Below are 19,525 nucleotides of genomic sequence, written 5' to 3'. Positions count from 1 at the left end.
TTGGAGATTAATAGAGCTGAGAGTAAAGTTGTCGGCGATAACGCGCGGCGATAGGATTCCCCTGACCTAATGCGCTTAAAATATCCATAAACGTTTTTTTCATTTCTCCATCTAATAGCGTTAGATCATCCTGTAGAAAGCGCCAGAGTAGTTCTAGGGCATCTTCATCACGTTGCACTTGATGGTATTGAGAGGCCAATTCATTAGCAATAGTCGCATTGGTACTATCTTGCGCTAACGCTTCTTCTAGCTCTTTAATCGCTGGGCTTTCTGCGGCTTGTTCATACAATTCAATTTGTGCCAACAAACGTTTGTAATCGCTTTGCTGATATTGCATAGGTACGGTATCTAACAGCGTTTTGGCTTCGGCAAAACGACGAGTGGCAATAAAGCAGTCCGCTAATGCTAGCTTAACTTCACCTTGGCTTTGCCAAGTTTCACTGAGCTCAAGGAGTAACGGTAACGCCTGCGTATAGTCTTGCTGCTTAACGAGTTGTAATGCAGTTTGAACGGTACGCTCTTCTTGGCTAGGTAAGTGTTTATCGAGCATATCGATGATGGTACTGAGTGGTTGCGGCCCACCTAATCCATCCACCGGTTGACCATTAATAAATAATGCAATGGTTGGTAATGCCTGAATACCAAACTGAGCAGCGAGAGCTTGCTCTTGTTGACAATTTAACGTCGCTAATTGAAAGGCACCAGCGTATTGCTGAGCGAGTTGTTGCAATTCAGGAAGTAGTTGAGCACTTTCATCACTGATGGGGGCCCAAAAGTAAAACAGCACGGGTTGCTGAGCTGAGTTGGCCAATATTTCCTGAAAATTGTGTTGAGACACATCACTATGATGAGTTGGGTGCATGATCATTCCTTATTGCATTGAGGCATTGTTACACAAATGGGGGATAAAAAAGCAAAACTCAAGGCTGATTGATGACTTGAAAGAGAAAGCGTCTCTCACACACGCATAAAAAAACCACCGAAGTGGTTTTTCCGTTAAAGCAAGCAAAGGTGCTAAAAAAGGATCAGCAGTGCCAAAACAACCGTGACACCGAGCCAATTCCATTGATTTAATGTCATTTGGGTCATACTCAATGCCTTCCTTGGATGATGGCAGCAGAGAGTACCAGCCTATCACCTAGGATATATTTAGAAGGATATATCCCTTCCTACTTGAAGCCGCTGGGGTGTTGGCTATGTTTGTTCACCCCAATCATAGAGTCTATCTATGCTCATGGGGACTCACTCACTTGCCACCTACCTGCAACTCCAAGTTGTTTGGGTATACCCAGTGTTTGGTGTTGTACCATGATTGATATCTTATTTCGTGATATCACCTGAGCATGATCAGTATGGCAAACCAATATGACGAATCAATGACAGCTACGCCGCTTTGCTGAGCAATTTATCTAATACTCGTCCAGGTAAGAGTCTTTTCAAGAGTGCAAACACTTTCGTTGGTACGGTCACTCGGTAGCGAAGCTTGGGGTGTTTGGCTTCTAAAGCATGCAATATCGGCGCTAAACACGCTTCAGCAGGCAGAGCAAAAGGATGGTTTGATTGTGCATTTTTCAAGCGGGCTAACTGAGTTTGATAAGCTTGGTGGTGAAGAGAATGCTCAATGTTGATCCAGCGTTTAAAGGCGGTTAATGCATTAGCTCGAAACTCAGTGTTAATCGGCCCTGGTTCAAGCAAACTAATATGAATATTGCTCGCTTGGAGCTCTAAACGCAACGTATCTGTCCATCCTTCAATCGCAAATTTAGACGCATTGTAAGCACCACGATATTTCATCGCAGCAAAGCCTAAAATGGAGCTGTTTTGAATGATTCGTCCATACCCTTGTTGACGAAAGTGCGGAAGCAATAAGGTTGTTAATGTATGCCAGCCAAAAAAATTAGTTTCAAATTGAGCGCGTAATGCTGCGGTTGATAAGTCTTCTAGCGCGCCAGGTTGCCCATAAGCGCCATTATTAAATAGAGCGTAAAGTTGATGATTTGAAAGCTCGAGCGCCTCGTTTACTCCCTGATGAATACTCCGTTCATCGCTGAGATCCAACTGAATACAAGTCAACCCTTCTTGCTGTAAGCGCTTGACATCATCGATGTGCCGGCAAGAAGCAATGACATGATAGCCGCGTTGTTTTAGGGCTAGTGCTGCCATATAGCCAATACCTGTTGAGCAACCTGTGATAAGGATCGAGCGAGTCATAATGAATCCAATTAATGGTGATGTGATAATAGCTGTTTTAACGCCGGTTCAAGTCGTGAAAAATTAAATTGAAAGCCTAACTCTGTCAATTTCTTTGGTTTCGCACGCAAGCTATCAAACAGTAATTCACTCGCCTCACCAAGCAGCAGTTTGATCGCCCATCGTGGAGTGGTTAATAAATGAGGCTTTCGGAGGCTCGCGGCGAGAGTTTGACTAAAGGCCGCATTGGTAACGGGGTGTGGAGCACACATATTGAAAGCGCCTTGAGCATGTTCGGTTTCCAACAGAAAAATGATTGCCCGTACCATATCACTAATATGGATCCATGGCATATATTGGGTACCACGGCCAATCGGCCCACCTAATCCTAGGCGATAGGGAGGGAGCATTTTCTTTAATGCACCGCCTTCAGGCGATAAGACGATTCCTGTTCGCATCAAGCAAACTCGCGTTCTGGATGATTGAGCGCGCATCGCTGTTTGTTCCCAAACGGCACAAATGTGATGAGAAAATTGTTGGCTTTGCACTTGCAAACTTTCGTCGAAGGGATGCTCGTGTTGATCGCCATAATACCCCACTGCAGAGCCACTAAGAAAAAGTGTTGGCGGTGTGGTACTCGCATGGATCAATTCAACCAACTGCTCGGTTAACTGCCAACGACTTTGGCAAATGCGCTGCTTTTGTTTGCCAGTCCAGCGTTTATCGGCGATGGGTTCTCCTGCTAAATTAATCACCGCATCGAAGCGATTAAGATCATGCAATTGATTAATATCACTAATGAACGAGATTTTAGTGTTAGCGTGGGCAAGTTTCCGCTGTGCCTTAGCGATATCTCGTGTGAGGATGACGATATCGTGAGTGATTAATTGTTTGATCAGCTCACGACCAATTAAACCAGTGGCACCAGTGATAAAAATGTTCATTTTGCCTCCTTGCATGGGTAATGTATTAAGCAAACAAACGCTTAATCAGCTTATGTGTATCTCTCTTGGTGTTCAAGCTTTTCTCTTGTCTGTGGTCATTCCCTGGAGGAAGTGTCACTCTCAACACCAAGATTGACGAAGATGACGTAGGTTATGAAAAAACGTACAATAAAATTTTTTACACAATCAATAGGCCGTCGTCATTTACGAGTCGACATTGACAAAGGACGGTATGTTTGTCGTTACGGACGACCGGATTTGAGAGAGGGGAGAGATAATGAAACTGTTCTTTGCTTCAGACTTACATGGCGCTTTGCCTGCAGCTGAAAAAATGTTACAGCAATTTACCCAGTCTGGAGCGAATGCGCTGATTTTATTGGGTGATTTATTAAATCATGGTCCGAGAAACCCTATTCCTGAAGGGTATAACCCTCCCGCGGTAGCCGAAAAATTAAATGACTACGCTAAACAAATTATTGCGGTGCGGGGGAATTGCGATAGCGAAGTGGATCAAATGTTATTGGATTTTCCAATCATGAGTGACTTTGCGTGGGTATTATTGCCCTCAGGACAGCGATTGTTTCTTACTCATGGCCATCTCTATGATGAGCAGAATCTGCCGCCTTTATCGATGGGTGATATTGTTGTTCATGGTCATACTCATCTTGCACGAGCAGAACGATGCGGTAATCATTTTGTATTAAACCCAGGTTCAGTGACGTTCCCTCGATCTCAGAGCGTCGCCAGTTTTGCTGTCTTAGACGGATTTTGTTTCACCGTCTATGGCTTTGAGGGGGAAATCTTAGCATCGCTTGATCTTTCGCTATAATGCTCTCTTTCTCGGTCATATTGAGCGCTATTCGTTAGCGGTCAATATGACCTAAATCGCGTTGTGGATCGATAATATCTCTTACCCGTTGTTTCAATATTTTGGCTTCTGGGAAGCCATTATCCCTTTTTCGTTCCCAAATTGAGCGTTGGTTGCAAAAGATCTCAAAACGTCCACCGGTATCTGGATGTAAAGAGACCATGTCAATCTCTTCACTGAATGTCTGCAAGAGCTCTTGGCTTAGCCAAGACGCTCTTAACATCCACTGGCATTGCCGGCAATAATAAATATCAATGTTTACTTTGTTCATAGGCAACTAATGGGCAACTCATGATGTAGAAGTGGTGACTATCCATTACCAAACAGTACCGTTGAACCATGGCTCAAGCTAGTGAGTAGTAAGGTTTTCTTGTTAATGATATCAATCCTTCGGCTCTGTTGAGCGTCCATCTTAAACAGTTGAGTGATTAACTGCAGTTGCTTGGGCGTAAAATCTTTACTGTAAGAAGATGAGATATCTTTAAATTCCGTCGGTGATACGAGAAGGTAGTTATCACTGATGCTCCATTCTCCAGACTCAGAGATATTAATAATGTTATCAGGTCGGTCGGCTGATAACGGTTCAATCGAATACAGTTTCACTCTCGATACCCGCAAGTAAGTACCATTCGGCAGATATTTTACGTTTGAAGAGACGTCAACGCGATGCAGAGGTCCCACCGCATCATTAGGTTGAGTGGTTTCGATTAAGGTCACCATTTTTGATTGCCACTCACGAGACATCAACACATTGTCTAGCTTCGTTTCATTCGTCCAATAGATCCAACTACTGACAACTGTTGAGATAAGCAATAAAAATGCAGAGATTTGTTTGGTCATCGTTGTTCCTTACTGGCACACTTTATCGGTGTCATCTGGGTTAGCAAAAATCCGCAAAGTAATATTTTCCCCAGAAAACTGAGGTAAATGAATATAGTTCAGGATCAGTTGACCATTATCACCACCTGTCGCGATCACTTCTTTCAGGATCATATCATCAGAGCGCATCGAGTGATGCTTTTTGATGCACGATTTGATCAGAGGTAGCCATGTGCTCAGGTCTGGGTGATTGATGGGCGAACTGATCACGACATCATTGACCACGGCCAGTTGACGAAATTGTGAGGAAGACGGTGAACTAAAAAAGAGCACCATGATCGGTAATAAGATGGCACACATTAACATTGCCAATGAGCAAAGATCCGATAAGCGTTTCGCGGAAACCGTATCTTTTGTGCCCATGAATGTATCGTTAGATTTGCCAGTGAGATCAGTATGGCTATCTCCTGAAAAGGCGCTCTCGTCTTGGTTAGCGGCGCTATTTTCTAACGCGATCTCTGGCTCAGCAATGACCGGTTCGGGCGGCACAATGGGCTCAACGCTAGCAATAAACTGATAACCACGTTTAGGCACCGTTTTAATAAACAGAGGGAGTTTTGTTGAGTCCTTAAGCATTTTTCTTAGCGTAGAAATTGCTTGAGTCAAGCTAGAATCGTCGACTTCAAAGCCTTGTTCTCGCCACACATAATTGTGTAGGTCATCACGAGAAATAATTTGGTTAGGATGTTGAACAAACATAGAGAGAATACGACTCTCATTGCTGCCGAGACGCGTCTCTTCTTCTCCGGTTTGATCGACCAATAAGTTTGATGTCGAGTCAAAAATAAACCGATTGGCAAGAATGAATTTGCTAGCTAAATTGCTCATTGAGTTCTTCTTTTTAATGGTTGTTACTCAAAATGGCCAAGTTCTGTCGCGCTTGGGGTTTTACTGCCCTAGTTTCGTATTATTCGATCATATTTGTCGTCAGCTACACGATCATTATCGATGAAACAACAATATTTTACTGTTGTTTATCACTGCGAACTCATCGTGTTAACGGTTTTGAGAGGTATCAATGACAGACTTTTTTCATTACCCTGATCGAAATTCTTAAGGGTGAAACCTAAAACCAGTAGAGAATAATCAAAAAAAATCCAAAAAACAGTGTTTTTATGTTTTTTGACCTTGAATTTACATTGCCAAGCCACATGTTAATAGCAAATCTATGTTCTTCCTACCCATTTTAGTGTGATGGATGGGGTTTGATATGATGTTACGGAGCTAAAATGAGCGAGACGACAACCAACAACAAAGAAACACGTGGTTTTCAATCTGAAGTAAAGCAATTGCTTCATTTGATGATTCATTCTTTATACTCCAACAAAGAGATCTTCCTACGCGAGTTGATTTCTAACGCCTCTGATGCGGCCGATAAACTGCGTTTCCAAGCGTTATCCAACCCTGATTGGTATCAAGGTGATGCAGAATTAGGGGTCAAACTGTCGTTTGATGCCAAAGCCAATACCTTGACCATTTCAGACAACGGTATCGGTATGAGTCGCGACGACGTTATTGAGCATTTGGGAACCATTGCTAAGTCAGGCACGGCAGAGTTTTTCTCTAAACTTTCTCAAGAGCAGTCTAAAGACTCACAATTAATCGGTCAGTTTGGTGTTGGTTTCTACTCTGCGTTTATCGTCGCTGATGCAGTGACAGTGCGGACTCGCGCAGCAGGATTGGCGGCTGATCAAGCGGTACAATGGCACTCACAAGGAGAAGGTGAGTATACGGTTGAAACGATAGAGAAAGCTTCTCGTGGTACCGATATTGTTTTGCACATGCGTGACGAGGGTAAAGAGTTCTTATCTGAGTGGCGTTTACGAGAAATTATTTCTAAATACTCTGATCATATTGGCATTCCAGTTTACATTCAAACATCGATACGTGATGAGGAAGGGAAAGAGACGGGAGAGGTTAAGTGGGAGCAAATTAACAAGGCTCAAGCCCTATGGACTCGCTCTAAATCTGACGTCAGTGATGAGGAGTATCAAGAGTTTTACAAGCATGTCTCCCATGATTTTGCCGACCCGTTGACTTGGAGCCATAACAAAGTTGAAGGGAAAAACGACTACACCAGCTTACTGTATATTCCGGCTAAAGCTCCTTGGGATATGTACAACCGTGACCATAAACATGGTTTGAAATTGTACGTACAACGTGTCTTTATCATGGATGATGCTGAGCAGTTCATGCCGTCGTACTTGCGTTTTGTCCGTGGGTTAATCGACTCCAACGATTTACCGCTCAACGTCTCGCGAGAAATCTTACAAGATAATAAAGTGACTCAATCGCTGCGTAATGCTTGTACCAAGCGAGTGTTGACCATGCTTGAGCGTCTTGCCTCGAACGACAGTGAGAAGTACCAAACGTTTTGGAAAGAGTTTGGTCTCGTGATGAAAGAGGGGCCTGCTGAGGATTTTGCTAATCGTGAAAAAATCGCTGGATTACTGCGTTTTGCTTCAACTCATGAAGAGTCAGCACAACAGAACGTGAGCTTAGCAGCGTATGTTGAGCGAATGAAAGAAGGTCAAGAGGTGATTTACTACTTGACGGCGGATAGCTATCTGGCAGCGAAAAACAGCCCTCACTTGGAGCAATTCAAGGCTAAAGGTATTGAAGTCATTCTGATGTACGATCGAATAGATGAGTGGTTGATGAACTACTTAACCGAATTTGATGGTAAATCTTTCCAATCTATCACCAAAGCTGGTTTGGATTTGAGCAAGTTTGACGATGAAGCTGAGAAAGAGAAGCACAAAGAAACGGAACAAGAGTTTCAAACGGTAGTTGAGCGTATCAAAACTTATTTAGGTTCAAGAGTGAAAGACGTTCGTACCACGTTTAAGCTTGCTTCAACGCCTGCCGTTGTGGTTACCGATGATGGTGAAATGGGCACGCAAATGGCTAAACTATTAGCCGCTGCGGGACAAGCCGTACCGGAAGTGAAATACATTTTTGAGATCAACCCAGAGCATAGCATGGTCAAACGTATGGCTGATGAAGCCGATGAGCAAGCGTTTGGTCAATGGGTGGAAGTCTTATTAGGGCAAGCGATGCTGGCTGAGCGCGGAGCAATGGAAGATCCGACTCAATATGTTAAAGCGGTCAATGAGTTATTAACTCACGCATAACTCTATTGTCTTAAACGATAAGACCAAACTCGCCATCGTGCGAGTTTGGTCTTTATGAAGCTGACTGATTCAGCCAGTACTCAGGGCGATACATTTATTCTGTTCGTACTATGAAGAGGCGTGATTCTTTAGTCTTACTCTGCTCTTTTTAGTGGATTTTATGTTAGAATCACTCGCTTAAATGATTTGGCCATCTTGAGTGATCTCTACTTTAATGACCAGTTTTTATCTTATTATACCGAAACTTACCGTCTCTCAATTCCGTTAGGCTGTGAGCTTCGGTATAACACAATTTTCAAAAGAGGATTAAACATGCGCATCATTCTTCTCGGCGCTCCGGGTGCAGGTAAAGGCACACAGGCTCAATTCATCATGGAAAAATATGGTATTCCACAAATTTCTACTGGTGATATGCTACGTGCCGCTATCAAAGCGGGCACTGAGCTTGGTAAAAAAGCGAAATCAGTGATTGACGCTGGTCAGCTTGTTTCTGATGACATTATTTTAGGTCTGATTAAAGAGCGTATTGCTCAAGCTGATTGTGAAAAAGGTTTTTTACTGGATGGTTTTCCTCGCACAATTCCGCAAGCCGATGGCCTTAAGGCGATGGGAATTAACGTGGATTATGTGATTGAATTTGATGTTGCTGATGACGTGATTGTTGAGCGTATGGCGGGTCGTCGAGCACATCTTCCTTCTGGTCGTACTTATCATGCTATCTATAATCCACCTAAAGTCGCTGGTAAAGATGATGTTACGGGTGAAGATTTAGTAGTGCGTGATGATGATAAAGAAGAGACAGTACGTGCTCGTCTTAGTGTTTATCATGACCAAACGGCACCTTTGATCGAATACTACGGCAAAGAAGCGGCGGCTGGACATACTCAATATTTAAAATTTGATGGTACCAAGCAGGTTGCTGAAGTTAGTGCTGATATTGAAAAAGCGTTGGCATAATGTCACCTAGTTTTCAATTTGTTTAGGTTAACTAACGCATTGATCATAAAAGCGACCTTGACGGTCGCTTTTTTTAAACTTTTTGGTTGTTGTGACGTACTTACTATTCTCTGTGGACTGAATCAATGGAAGTTATGCAAACGAAAAAAAAACTTGGTGTATTGCTGGCTAATTTAGGCACGCCAGATGAACCGACGCCTAAAGCCGTCAAACGATTTTTAAGTCAGTTTTTACATGATCATCGTGTGGTTGATTTGACGCGTTGGATATGGTGTCCATTACTCCATGGTGTCATTTTACCGTTACGCTCTCCTCGAGTCGCTAAGTTGTATCAATCGGTTTGGATGGATGAAGGCTCGCCGTTATTGGTTTATTCAAAGCGGCAACAAGAGAAACTTCAACAGCGCCTTGATTATCCGGTTGAACTAGGAATGACCTATGGAAACCCAAGTTTACTGAGTGGTATGCAAGCGTTACGAGATCAAGGCGTTGAAAAAATAATAGTGTTACCGCTCTATCCACAATATTCAGCAACCACGACAGCAGCGGTGTTTGATGGTTTAGCCAAAGCAATGAAAACGCAAAGGGTTATACCGGAAATCGATTTTATTACCGATTATCATGACCATCCGTTATACATTCGTGCTTTAGCGGACAAAGTTCGCAGTTCGTGGAGTGAAAAAGGGCAAGGTGATGTACTGATTTGCTCTTATCATGGCATACCTAAACGCTACGCTGATAATGGTGATATTTATCCTCAACACTGCCGGAAAACGACCCATTTACTCGCACAAGAATTAGGTTTGAGTGATCAACAAGTCATGATGACTTACCAATCGCAGTTTGGTAAAGAAGAGTGGTTACAGCCCTACACCGATAAAACTATGCAGGCTTTACCTTCGCAGGGGATGAAAAAGATCGATATTATTTGCCCAGCATTTTCGGTTGATTGTTTAGAAACGTTGGAAGAAATTAGCGAAGAGAATAAACATCTTTTTCTTGAGGCTGGAGGGGAAGCATTTAACTATATTGCCTGTCTTAATGATTCTGATCTGCACATTGAGATGATGGTTGATTTAATCCATGCTCGTTATTAGGGCCGTTGTTTTGCTGTGATAATGTTTCCGCTGGTGGTTAGCAATGCAACCAAAGCCGTGCTGCTGTTGACTCCAAAAAACCGTTAACGCTGCAGCAAATAATAAAAAAGCCAAACGGTGATGTTTGGCTTTTTAAATGGAGGTGACCGCTACAGCAAAGAGAGGCCGTATCGATTAAGCGATTTATGCTTCAACGGGAGTTAGCGTTTCAATCTCGGTAGTGCTTTGACAAATTTTGCTCAGCATTGGCGCGATTAAAAAGGTTAAGATAGTGATTCCTGCTGTGACATAACCAATTTTTCCAAACACGTCACCGTAAATAGCCAGTGATTCTTGCGCTGTGGTAATGTGTTCAGGGACAGAGGTTAAGCTAGCTACCCATCCTGCGGCAACAGCTGCTGCAGCCGAGGTTAAAAACCACATACCCATAGCAAACCCCATCATACGTTGTGGGACTAGTTGTGCCACCATCGCCAAGCCAAGTCCTGATACCAATAATTCACCGATCGACTGGAATAGATAGCTCATGACTAACCAGTTTGAACTGATGATCCCTTGAGTGTTCGCAAAACTTGTCGACCAAGAAAGTACCAAGAAAGAAAGCGCGCATAATCCCATGCCAATGGCAAATTTAAACGGCATCGCTAAACGCTCACCTAACTTACCGTATAACATCGCCAGTAGCGGACTTGCTAGCATGATCCAGAATGGGTTAAGTGCCTGGAACTGTTCTGGTTCAACTTGGAAACCGAACAGGCTTGGGCTAACGTTATGAATGGCAAAAAAGTTTAATGAAGTCGGCATCTGGAAGTAGAGTACGAAAAAAACCACGCCTTGCAGCATAAGAGCAAAGGCGACGAGCATCTTTCTACGTTCTAAGCCAGTCATTGAAAAGGTTTCTTTAAAATAGCAACCCAGAATGGTTAAGCCAGCTATGACCAAAATCATATGGGCTAAGAAGAGGTTTTGTAATAGATAGCTAGAAATAAAGCTAGCGAGTACAGAGCCTAGGATAACCACCATTAATGAGCGACGATTAACAGGATTCAGATCGGCAGGTGAACCAACTTTTTTGAGCATTTTTAAGCACATCATAAAGTTGACTACCGTGATCGCTAGGCCAATCGCACTCACACCAAATGCCATACCATATCCCGCACGTTCAGCGACTATCGGGGTGATGATCATCGAAAAGAAGGAGCCAAGGTTGATGGCCATATAGTACATCGTAAAGGCACCATCGAGTCGAGGATCGTTATCGGCATAAACCTTGGAGAGTAAACTTGATGGATTGGCTTTAAATAAACCATTACCGACAGTGATGAATCCCATCGCAATGTAAATTAGCGTTGGCCCTCCCCAATGGCCATCCGTTGTGGATAAACCTAATAACAGATAACCGACCATTAAGATGATTGCACCAAGCGTGATGGCACGTTTTGTACCAATAATCTTATCGCCAATCCAGCCGCCAGCGGCAACAAATCCATAAACTAAAGCAGAGAATGCACCAAATAGAACAAATGAAGTTGACTCACTCATACCTAAGATTTTGACCATATATACCGTCAAAATCGCTTGCATTCCGTAGAAGCCAAATCGTTCCCAAAACTCAATTGAAAAAATCAAATAAAATGATTTAGGTTGCTTGAATATATTCAAGTCAGACATACCGCTCTTCCTGTAAGTGCCTCTCTGTTTGTCTTACCACTCTTGCAGATCGTTATTGTTAATCCTATCTGAGATGGTGGTAGCGCAGAGATTATTAATGTAATTATTGTTATTCCCGAATAGCAACGGAAGCGTGTATACCCTTCCTACTTCAAGATGCAGCGGTGTTGGCTACGTTCGTGTATCCCAATCACATCATTTGGCTATGTTCATGGGGAGTCACTCACTTGCCGCCTACCTGCAACTCCAAGTCGTTTGGTTATAGCAACGGAAGCCATTATCGAACCTCAGTTGTTGACGCTAAATATCCAGTTGTTTGGGTTATAAATTTAGTAATAATTTGTTTCGTTGACCGATACGTATACCGCTAAGCGTATAGTGCTGCAAGACATAAAATGAAAACAAAGAAATCGCTAAAAATGTAGTGTTTTGAAAAATAAAATATTTCTAACGTTTTTTACTCTTGATGTTGTGTGAAAACTAAGTTTTCACATTTGGTTACATTTTTGGCGTGGATGGATTGTTGGATTAATTATTGTTGTCGTTTGTTATTAAGCCGCGCTGAGTAAACGATCATCTGCATAAAGTGACGGGATGGCGTCTAATGAATATTAGCTTCGAGCCCTATTGATGATCAGAGTGTTTATCCTCTTCCCACTTCAAGTAGTTTAGGTATACTTTCTCTATTGCCAAATGCATAAGTGGCGTAAATAAAGCATAATAAGAAGGTTGGCTAAGGTTATGAAAGGTTGGTATCTGCTTTATTGTAAGCGAGGTGAACAAGCAAGGGCAAAGAGCCATCTTGAAAATCAAGGGGTTGAATGTTTTTATCCGCAAATGGAAGTTGAGAAAATTCTTCGCGGTAAAAGAAAAAAAGTACAAGAGCCCGTTTTCCCGTCTTATATTTTCGTGTGTTTTGATTATAAGCAAGGACCAACGTTTACGACGGTCCGTTCAACACGTGGTGTTGTCGATTTTGTTCGTTTTGGCCCTGAACCTAAAGAATTATCGGAAGCATTAGTCACTGAACTAAAAAAACTGGAATATCTACCCGATCACGAGCAACTGGGGTTACCTGCGGTAGGGCAAGAGATAGAAGTCAAAGGCGGTCAGTTTTGTGGTATTCGGGCTTTATATCAAGAACCTGATGGCGACGCGCGTTCTATGATGTTGGTACAGATGATCAATCAGCCGGTGGTGATCAGTATTGATAATAAAGATTTGGATCTTAAGCATTGCTTAGACAATTGAGCTTGCGTTGTCGAGAACGTTTGATGATTAAGTAGAAAAACTCAAGGCGCCATAGAGGCGCCTTGATTATTTATATCGAACGTTATTAATAAGCTTCATTATGTACGGCTTTCACGGCTCGACCTGAAGGGTCAATGCAGTTTTTGAAAGACTCATCCCATTCTACAGCTTTGGCGGATGAGCAGGCGACGGATGGACCACCAGGTACACAGCGTGCTGCAGACTCTAATGGGAACAGCTCTTCAAAGATTTCTCGATACACATAGCCTTCTTTGGTTGTTGGCGTATTGTATGGAAAGCGGAATTTAGCCGTTGCCATTTGTTGATCGCTAACTTTCGCTTCTGCGGTTGATTTCAAGGTGTCTATCCAGTTATAGCCGACACCATCGGAAAATTGCTCTTTTTGACGCCAAGCAATGGAATCCGGTAAATAGTCTTGAAAGCATTCGCGTAAGATGTGTTTTTCCATCTTACCATTACCACACATTTTGTCGGCAGGGTTGAGACGCATCGCGACATCAATAAACTCTTTGTCCAAGAACGGTACTCGTCCTTCAACGCCCCACGCCGCGAGTGATTTATTCGCTCGAGCACAATCAAATAGGTTTAATGCGAGCAGCTTACGGACGGTTTCTTCATGAAACTCTTGCGCATTCGGCGCTTTATGAAAGTAAAGATACCCGCCAAATATTTCGTCAGCGCCTTCACCCGATAGCACCATTTTTATGCCCATCGCTTTAATTTTTCGTCCGAGTAAAAACATCGGTGTTGAAGCGCGAATGGTCGTCACATCATAAGTTTCAATGTGATAAATCACATCACGAATCGCATCCAGCCCTTCTTGAATGGTATAGGTCATTTCATGATGTATTGTGCCGATTTTTTCAGCCACTTCACGAGCGGCTTTTAAATCAGGTGCGCCTTCTAGACCAATGGCAAACGAGTGCAGTTGAGGCCACCACGCAGCCGATTGTTCATCATCTTCAATACGCATCGCGGCGTAACGTTTGGCAATGGCTGAGGTGATAGAAGAATCTAACCCGCCAGATAATAATACGCCATAAGGTACATCGGTCATTAACTGGCGTTTGACCGCCGCTTCTAACGCTTCCGTGAGTTCTTCTTTACTCGATATATTCCCTTTTACAGCATCATATTCAGTCCAATCGCGTAGGTAATAGCGGTAAGGTTCTGGATCGGTTGAACGAAAGTAACTGCCAGGAGGGAATTCACTGATCGATTTACAAACCGGCACTAATGCTTTCATTTCTGAGGCGACATAGTAGTTGCCATGCTCATCGTGACCTTGATAGAGCGGGATGATGCCAATATGGTCGCGGCCAATTAGGAATTGATCTTTTTCCTGGTCATAAAGAGCAAAAGCAAAGATACCATTGAGTTCTTCGAGTAATTCAGCGCCTTTATCTTGGTAGAGGGCTAAAATGACTTCACAATCGGAATCGGTTTGAAAGTCGTATTTATCTTGATAGCGGGCACGAATTTCTTTGTGGTTATAAATTTCACCATTAACGGCAAGAATAAGTTTTTTATCAGGGCTATACAGTGGCTGAGCACCGCTGTTTAGACCGACAATCGCTAAGCGCTCATGAGCAAGAATAGCGCGCTCAGAGGTGTAAATACCAGACCAGTCGGGGCCACGATGACGTAGTTTTTTAGACATTTCTAAGGCAATTGTCCGTAATGCACTGGCGTCGCTTTTGATGTCTAAGATACCAAAGATAGAACACATACCGCTTCCTTAATTAGATGATGTTTAATCAGATGACTTTAATTTGCCATTTTGGTTAAAAAAGGCAACACTTCTTTGTTTAAATAATTAATCATTGCTTGTTATGGTGAATTTTTTCTAATTTAAATTGCTTTTCAGTGAATGAGTTCTAATTTGCGTCTAATAAATCAGCAATGAAGGTGTGAGAAAGGATAACTAGAAAGGCGATATCCCCAATCGTGTTAATGGCAACGTTCATGGGGAGAGAAAGGGAATCGCTGATCTGACTGGATTAATGTGGCGAGTTGAGCACAACAACGAGGCTCAATAGACCTTAGTCTTCGAGCAATTTCTGGAGTAAAACGCCATTAAGCATGGCTCGTTTTATCATAGCAAAAGCCCCAATCGTGGGTCGCTTGTCAATCGTTGATGCCACAATAGGTAACTGACGATGAAAAGCCTGTAACGACTGATTTTCAACATTACGTAAAATAGCTGGAAAAATAACCTCTTGAGCCGCAGTAATATCACCCGCGATGATGACTTTCTGAGGGTTAAATAAGTTAATCGTCATGGCTATTGCTTTACCAAGTTGATTACCGACTTGCACTAGGGCTTGCTTCGCTAGCTCATCATCTTGCAAAGCGTGTTGACAGATATCGTCAATGGTTACTTTAGGCAGATCAGATAAACTTGATTTGTAACCTTGAGCAAGCCGTTTCTTGACACGAGCGACGATGGCTGGATTGCTGGCGACGGTTTCTAAGCAACCGAAATTTCCACATTGACACTGTTCACCAAGAGGATCGATTTGGATATGGCCGATTTCGCCAACGTTGCGGTTAGTTCCTAGAAAAACGTGTCCATTGACAATGATTCCAGCTCCTGTACCACGATGCACGCTGACTAAAATAGAATCTTGGCAGTCTTGGCTCGCGCCAAAGTAGTGTTCTGCCAGCGCCATGCCACGCACATCATTACCGACAAAACACTCAACATGAAAGTGGTCTCGAATAATATCGCCAAGCCCAAGCGCATCAATTTCAATATTGGGCATATATTCAACAACGCCGAGCTCAGGGTTAACGAGACCGGGTAAAGCAATACCAATCGCAATTAATTGTTTAATATTACTTTGTTGTTGGGCAAGAAAGGCTTTTAAATGATGAATTAACCCTTCGATTAGCTGAGGTTGATGAGCGTAATGAAACTCATAGGAAGAGCAAGCCAGTTCTTGGCCTCCCAAATTATACAGGCCCAGCTGAATATAATCGCGACCTAATCTGACGGCGATAGAATGAAATGGTTCGACTTCCGTGGTTAAAGAGATCGCACGTCGTCCACCGGTCGAGGCTTGCTGTGCGACTTCTTTAATCAACCCTCTTTCTAGGAGTTGGCGGGTTATTTTTGTCACACTTGCTGGTGCAAGTTGACTGACATCGGCAACTTGGATGCGCGAAATTGGCCCCTGTTGGTCGATTAAGCGATAAACAGCTGCGCTATTGAGCTGCTTAACGAGATCTACATTACCTATTTGTCCGCCATTCATGATTACTTTTGCTCGTATTGTCCATTCACTACTGTCGCTTTTACATTGAAGTCACGGTCAAAAATGGTCAGGTTAGCAATATAGCCTGGTTTAATGCGACCTAACGTCTTATCAACACCGATGGCTTTCGCTGGATATAAGCTGGCCATCCGCAATGCTTCATCTAAAGCGATTCCGACATGCTCAACCGTATTTTGGACTGCTTCAATCATCGTTAAGGCTGAGCCGCCAAGTGTACCGTGTTCATCAACACACTTGCCGTCTCGGTAATATACTTTCTTACCGACAAAAATAAAGTAATCCATTTCAGCGCCTGCAGGAGCTGTGGCATCGGTCACTAATACGAGCTTATCGCCTTTTATTTTGTGAGCAATACGGATGTTAGCGTAATCAACATGAAAACCATCAGCGATGACTCCCGTATAGACTTCGGGTGTGTCATAAATGGCACCAACAACGCCGGGTTCACGACCAGCCATCGGTGTCATTGCATTGAAAAGATGGGTTGCGAAAGAGATTCCTGCAGCAAAGCTTTTACGAGCTTCTGCATAAGTGGCATTGCTGTGGCCGATAGAAACAATAATGCCCGCGTCAACGAGTTGCTCAATATGTCGCAAGTCATTATTTTCTGGTGCTAAGGTGACTTTAGTTACGACATCGTTATTTTGACAAATGAAGTCAATCATCGCTTGATCTGACTGACGAATGAAATCAACACTATGAATGCCTTTTTTCATTACATTCAAGTAAGGCCCTTCTAAATGCAGACCGAGAGATTGATGTGGGTATTTTTTTTGGTACTCACGTTGTGCGCTGATGGCTTGTTGAATATCGTGATCTGACGAAGTAATCAATGTCGGGAGAAAACTAGTACAACCGGATTTTAAGTTCGCCTGATGCATCACTTGGATGGTATCTGCTGAGATTTGATCATTAAACATCACGCCACCACAGCCATTGAGTTGCAAATCAATAAATCCAGGACAGAGATTGGCACCATTGAGATCAAAATGATTGATCGCCGATGGAAGTTGATTTATCGGACAGATAGCTTGAATGATGTCGTTATCCACGATAACGGCATGATCAGTTAACTTATCACTACCAGTGTAGATTTTGCAGTTTGTGAGCGCATACATAATCAGTTAATCCTTATCTATCGGGGGAGCTTCATTGTGTTGATATCCTTGCGACTTGAAGTCTGCGTACTGTTACTCAAAACGATGAGAGCCATGGTGATTTAGCAGGAGGTTATCGAGGCCAGCCAATAAGTAAATATAGTGGTATGGCCTACTTTTTCTCCCAGTAAGTCGGGCATCTCAACTTCAATTAGTTCGCGAAATATCTATCAATCGTGTGCTTACCAAAATCGTAAGCAAAAATAAGTTTTTGAACACCTTGTTATATAAAGAAATCATCGCTGAATAGGTTATCGATTTAGTCAATAATCTATCTTTGACTGGTGCTTTATAAGCTATCTTCTTGGTTAAGGATAGCGGCAAAGGTTTGTTTTTTTATATAGTAAAATAAGTTTTATGATCCTGCTAGCAAAATTGCTCAATTTCGCTGCTTTCTGGTGATTATGATCACAATTGATAAGGTTTTAATTTGCGGAGCAAAATTAATGGCATAAACTGACAGTGACTAAATTGGGCGATCAAAATAAGTAGCTCAACATATACAAAAATCCTATAGGGGGAACTTAAGGTGAATATTCTTGGATATTTTCAAAAAGTAGGTAAGGCCCTGATGGTGCCTGTCGCGACATTACCTGCGGCAGCCATTTTGATGGGGGTTGGCTACTGGATTGACCCAACGGGTTGGGGTGCAAACTCCGCCTTAGCGGCATTCCTAATTAAAGCGGGTGCAGCGATTATTGACAATATGTCAGTACTGTTTGCTATTGGTGTCGCATTCGGGATGTCAAAAGATAAAGATGGCTCAGCAGCCTTGGCGGGCTTCGTTGGCTTTTTGGTGGTGACAACCCTGCTGTCGCCTGGATCGGTAGCACAGATTCAAGGTATTGATTTAGCCGCTGTTCCTGCAGCTTTTGGAAAAATTAATAACCAATTTGTCGGCATTCTGGTCGGGATTGTTTCGGCAGAAATTTATAATCGCTATTCAACGGTTGAGTTACATAAAGCGCTCGCCTTTTTCTCTGGTAAGCGTTTAGTGCCCATTTTAACCTCATTTGCCGGTATTCTTATCGCCTTCGTACTAATGTACGTTTGGCCTGCCGTTTATGGTGGTTTGGTTTCTTTTGGCGAATCTATCCAAGGTTTAGGTGCGACGGGTGCGGGTATCTACGCATTCTTCAACCGTCTATTGATCCCTGTGGGTTTACACCATGCTCTTAACTCTGTGTTTTGGTTTGATGTTGCAGGTATTAATGATATTCCGAACTTCCTTGGTGGTGCAAAATCGATTGCTGAAGGCGTGGCTATTCCTGGCGTAACAGGTATGTACCAAGCGGGTTTCTTCCCGATCATGATGTTTGGTTTACCCGGTGCAGCGCTGGCTATTTATCATACATCTACGGCTAAGAATAAAGAAAAAGTAGCAGGCATTATGATTGCGGCAGGTTTTGCCTCTTTCTTTACTGGGGTGACAGAGCCGCTAGAGTTTTCGTTCATGTTCCTTGCTCCTCTACTGTACCTCTTGCACGCGGTACTCACTGGTTTGTCGGTATTTATTGCTGCTTCAATGCAGTGGATCGCTGGCTTTGGTTTCTCCGCTGGTTTGGTCGATATGGTATTATCTTCACGTAACCCGCTAGCCGTACAGTGGTACATGCTGATTGTTCAAGGTTTAGTATTCTTTGTTATCTACTATGTGGTTTTCCGTACCGTAATTTTGAAGTTTGGTTTAAAAACTCCGGGTCGTGAAGATGATGACGAAGCCGTGAGCTCGGTTAAAGGTTCACAAGAGTCTTCTGAATTAGCAAAACAGTACTTAGAAGTACTTGGTGGCCATGAAAACTTATCGAATATTGATGCTTGTATTACTCGTTTACGTTTAACCGTAAAAGATATGTCAATCATTGATGAGAAACAGTTAAAAGCATTAGGCGCAATGGGCGTGGTTAAACTAGGGACCAATAATTTACAAGTCATTCTTGGTCCTTTAGCGGAAATCATTGCTGGTGAAATGAAATCGATAGATTCCAAATCACAACAATAATCTCTCAATCGCAGAGCGAGCTTGATCACTACGGTGAGCGGCCTCAATGGCTGGTGATTATTCTGAAGCCTTCACA

The 19,525-nt window shown here is 42.9% G+C and carries 16 protein-coding genes; 6 read left to right on the top strand and 10 right to left on the bottom strand.

What is annotated here, in order from left to right; all coding sequences use genetic code 11:
• Positions 1-7: 7 nt before the first annotated feature.
• The 3 genes from FKQ60_RS03545 to FKQ60_RS03535 all read right to left on the bottom strand — a co-directional run bounded on the left by FKQ60_RS03545 (position 8) and on the right by FKQ60_RS03535 (position 3,134).
• Positions 8-862 carry a co-chaperone YbbN gene (locus FKQ60_RS03545; protein ID WP_040904547.1) on the bottom strand — a complete coding sequence of 285 codons (855 nt, stop codon included), beginning with the start codon at positions 860-862 and terminating at the stop codon, positions 8-10.
• A gap of 521 nt (positions 863-1,383) precedes the next feature.
• Positions 1,384-2,211: an SDR family oxidoreductase gene (locus FKQ60_RS03540; protein ID WP_004395698.1), complete on the bottom strand. Its 828-nt coding sequence runs from the start codon at positions 2,209-2,211 to the stop codon at positions 1,384-1,386.
• 11 nt (positions 2,212-2,222) lie between these two features.
• The gene (locus tag FKQ60_RS03535) at positions 2,223-3,134 is read right to left on the bottom strand and encodes a TIGR01777 family oxidoreductase (RefSeq protein WP_170906026.1); all 912 of its coding nucleotides are present in this window, start codon (positions 3,132-3,134) and stop codon (positions 2,223-2,225) included.
• 277 nt (positions 3,135-3,411) lie between these two features.
• On the opposite strand from FKQ60_RS03535, the gene yfcE reads away from it, so the two are divergent.
• The gene (gene yfcE, locus FKQ60_RS03530) at positions 3,412-3,963 is read left to right on the top strand and encodes a phosphodiesterase (RefSeq protein ID WP_040904544.1); all 552 of its coding nucleotides are present in this window, start codon (positions 3,412-3,414) and stop codon (positions 3,961-3,963) included.
• Between the two features lie 34 nt (positions 3,964-3,997).
• On the opposite strand, the gene FKQ60_RS03525 is transcribed toward yfcE, so the two are convergent.
• Genes FKQ60_RS03525 through FKQ60_RS03515 form a run of 3 tightly spaced genes read right to left on the bottom strand, consistent with a single transcriptional unit; the run spans position 3,998 to position 5,709 of the window.
• The gene (locus FKQ60_RS03525) at positions 3,998-4,273 is read right to left on the bottom strand and encodes a SelT/SelW/SelH family protein (protein WP_040904541.1); all 276 of its coding nucleotides are present in this window, start codon (positions 4,271-4,273) and stop codon (positions 3,998-4,000) included.
• A 38-nt stretch (positions 4,274-4,311) separates the two neighbouring features.
• Positions 4,312-4,842 (bottom strand): regulatory protein ToxS, encoded by a 531-nt coding sequence (locus tag FKQ60_RS03520; RefSeq protein WP_040904539.1) that lies wholly within the window; start codon positions 4,840-4,842, stop codon positions 4,312-4,314.
• 9 nt (positions 4,843-4,851) lie between these two features.
• On the bottom strand, positions 4,852-5,709 hold the full coding sequence (locus tag FKQ60_RS03515) for a transcriptional regulator (protein ID WP_004395696.1): 858 nt from the start codon (positions 5,707-5,709) through the stop codon (positions 4,852-4,854).
• Positions 5,710-6,110: 401 nt separating this feature from the next.
• Between FKQ60_RS03515 and htpG the strand changes: the two genes are divergently transcribed.
• The 3 genes from htpG to hemH all read left to right on the top strand — a co-directional run bounded on the left by htpG (position 6,111) and on the right by hemH (position 10,069).
• Positions 6,111-8,015, top strand: coding sequence for a molecular chaperone HtpG (gene htpG, locus FKQ60_RS03510; protein ID WP_004395695.1), 1,905 nt, complete (start codon positions 6,111-6,113; stop codon positions 8,013-8,015).
• A gap of 312 nt (positions 8,016-8,327) precedes the next feature.
• Positions 8,328-8,972: an adenylate kinase gene (gene adk, locus FKQ60_RS03505; protein WP_004395694.1), complete on the top strand. Its 645-nt coding sequence runs from the start codon at positions 8,328-8,330 to the stop codon at positions 8,970-8,972.
• Between the two features lie 134 nt (positions 8,973-9,106).
• Positions 9,107-10,069, top strand: a complete 963-nt coding sequence (hemH, locus tag FKQ60_RS03500) for a ferrochelatase (RefSeq protein WP_004395693.1) — start codon at positions 9,107-9,109, stop codon at positions 10,067-10,069.
• A 183-nt stretch (positions 10,070-10,252) separates the two neighbouring features.
• On the opposite strand, the gene dtpA is transcribed toward hemH, so the two are convergent.
• Positions 10,253-11,740 carry a dipeptide/tripeptide permease DtpA gene (gene dtpA, locus FKQ60_RS03495; protein ID WP_004395692.1) on the bottom strand — a complete coding sequence of 496 codons (1,488 nt, stop codon included), beginning with the start codon at positions 11,738-11,740 and terminating at the stop codon, positions 10,253-10,255.
• Positions 11,741-12,481: 741 nt separating this feature from the next.
• Here dtpA and rfaH point away from each other — a divergent pair.
• A complete protein-coding gene (gene rfaH, locus FKQ60_RS03490; RefSeq protein ID WP_154168708.1) occupies positions 12,482-12,991 on the top strand; it encodes a transcription/translation regulatory transformer protein RfaH in 510 nt (169 codons plus the stop codon).
• An 85-nt stretch (positions 12,992-13,076) separates the two neighbouring features.
• Here the strand turns inward: rfaH and asnB are convergent, their stop codons facing one another.
• The 3 genes from asnB to nagA all read right to left on the bottom strand — a co-directional run bounded on the left by asnB (position 13,077) and on the right by nagA (position 17,408).
• Positions 13,077-14,741 (bottom strand): asparagine synthase B, encoded by a 1,665-nt coding sequence (gene asnB / locus FKQ60_RS03485; protein ID WP_004395689.1) that lies wholly within the window; start codon positions 14,739-14,741, stop codon positions 13,077-13,079.
• Between the two features lie 313 nt (positions 14,742-15,054).
• A complete protein-coding gene (locus FKQ60_RS03480) occupies positions 15,055-16,269 on the bottom strand; it encodes an ROK family protein (RefSeq protein WP_154168703.1) in 1,215 nt (404 codons plus the stop codon).
• 2 nt (positions 16,270-16,271) lie between these two features.
• Positions 16,272-17,408 carry an N-acetylglucosamine-6-phosphate deacetylase gene (gene nagA, locus FKQ60_RS03475; protein ID WP_040904534.1) on the bottom strand — a complete coding sequence of 379 codons (1,137 nt, stop codon included), beginning with the start codon at positions 17,406-17,408 and terminating at the stop codon, positions 16,272-16,274.
• A 568-nt stretch (positions 17,409-17,976) separates the two neighbouring features.
• On the opposite strand from nagA, the gene nagE reads away from it, so the two are divergent.
• Positions 17,977-19,449 (top strand): N-acetylglucosamine-specific PTS transporter subunit IIBC, encoded by a 1,473-nt coding sequence (nagE, locus tag FKQ60_RS03470; protein WP_040904532.1) that lies wholly within the window; start codon positions 17,977-17,979, stop codon positions 19,447-19,449.
• Positions 19,450-19,525 lie beyond the last annotated feature (76 nt).

Source organism: Vibrio sp. A11, from assembly GCF_013048705.1.
Lineage (GTDB): Bacteria > Pseudomonadota > Gammaproteobacteria > Enterobacterales > Vibrionaceae > Vibrio > Vibrio metschnikovii.
This window is presented reverse-complemented; position numbering and strand designations above follow the sequence as displayed.

Coding starts and splice junctions, on each gene's coding strand:
- FKQ60_RS03545 (WP_040904547.1), bottom strand. CDS start 862: ATGCACCCAACTCATCATAGTGATGTGTCTCAACACAATTTTCAGGAA.
- FKQ60_RS03540 (WP_004395698.1), bottom strand. CDS start 2,211: ATGACTCGCTCGATCCTTATCACAGGTTGCTCAACAGGTATTGGCTAT.
- FKQ60_RS03535 (WP_170906026.1), bottom strand. CDS start 3,134: ATGAACATTTTTATCACTGGTGCCACTGGTTTAATTGGTCGTGAGCTG.
- yfcE (WP_040904544.1), top strand. CDS start 3,412: ATGAAACTGTTCTTTGCTTCAGACTTACATGGCGCTTTGCCTGCAGCT.
- FKQ60_RS03525 (WP_040904541.1), bottom strand. CDS start 4,273: ATGAACAAAGTAAACATTGATATTTATTATTGCCGGCAATGCCAGTGG.
- FKQ60_RS03520 (WP_040904539.1), bottom strand. CDS start 4,842: ATGACCAAACAAATCTCTGCATTTTTATTGCTTATCTCAACAGTTGTC.
- FKQ60_RS03515 (WP_004395696.1), bottom strand. CDS start 5,709: ATGAGCAATTTAGCTAGCAAATTCATTCTTGCCAATCGGTTTATTTTT.
- htpG (WP_004395695.1), top strand. CDS start 6,111: ATGAGCGAGACGACAACCAACAACAAAGAAACACGTGGTTTTCAATCT.
- adk (WP_004395694.1), top strand. CDS start 8,328: ATGCGCATCATTCTTCTCGGCGCTCCGGGTGCAGGTAAAGGCACACAG.
- hemH (WP_004395693.1), top strand. CDS start 9,107: ATGCAAACGAAAAAAAAACTTGGTGTATTGCTGGCTAATTTAGGCACG.
- dtpA (WP_004395692.1), bottom strand. CDS start 11,740: ATGTCTGACTTGAATATATTCAAGCAACCTAAATCATTTTATTTGATT.
- rfaH (WP_154168708.1), top strand. CDS start 12,482: ATGAAAGGTTGGTATCTGCTTTATTGTAAGCGAGGTGAACAAGCAAGG.
- asnB (WP_004395689.1), bottom strand. CDS start 14,741: ATGTGTTCTATCTTTGGTATCTTAGACATCAAAAGCGACGCCAGTGCA.
- FKQ60_RS03480 (WP_154168703.1), bottom strand. CDS start 16,269: ATGAATGGCGGACAAATAGGTAATGTAGATCTCGTTAAGCAGCTCAAT.
- nagA (WP_040904534.1), bottom strand. CDS start 17,408: ATGTATGCGCTCACAAACTGCAAAATCTACACTGGTAGTGATAAGTTA.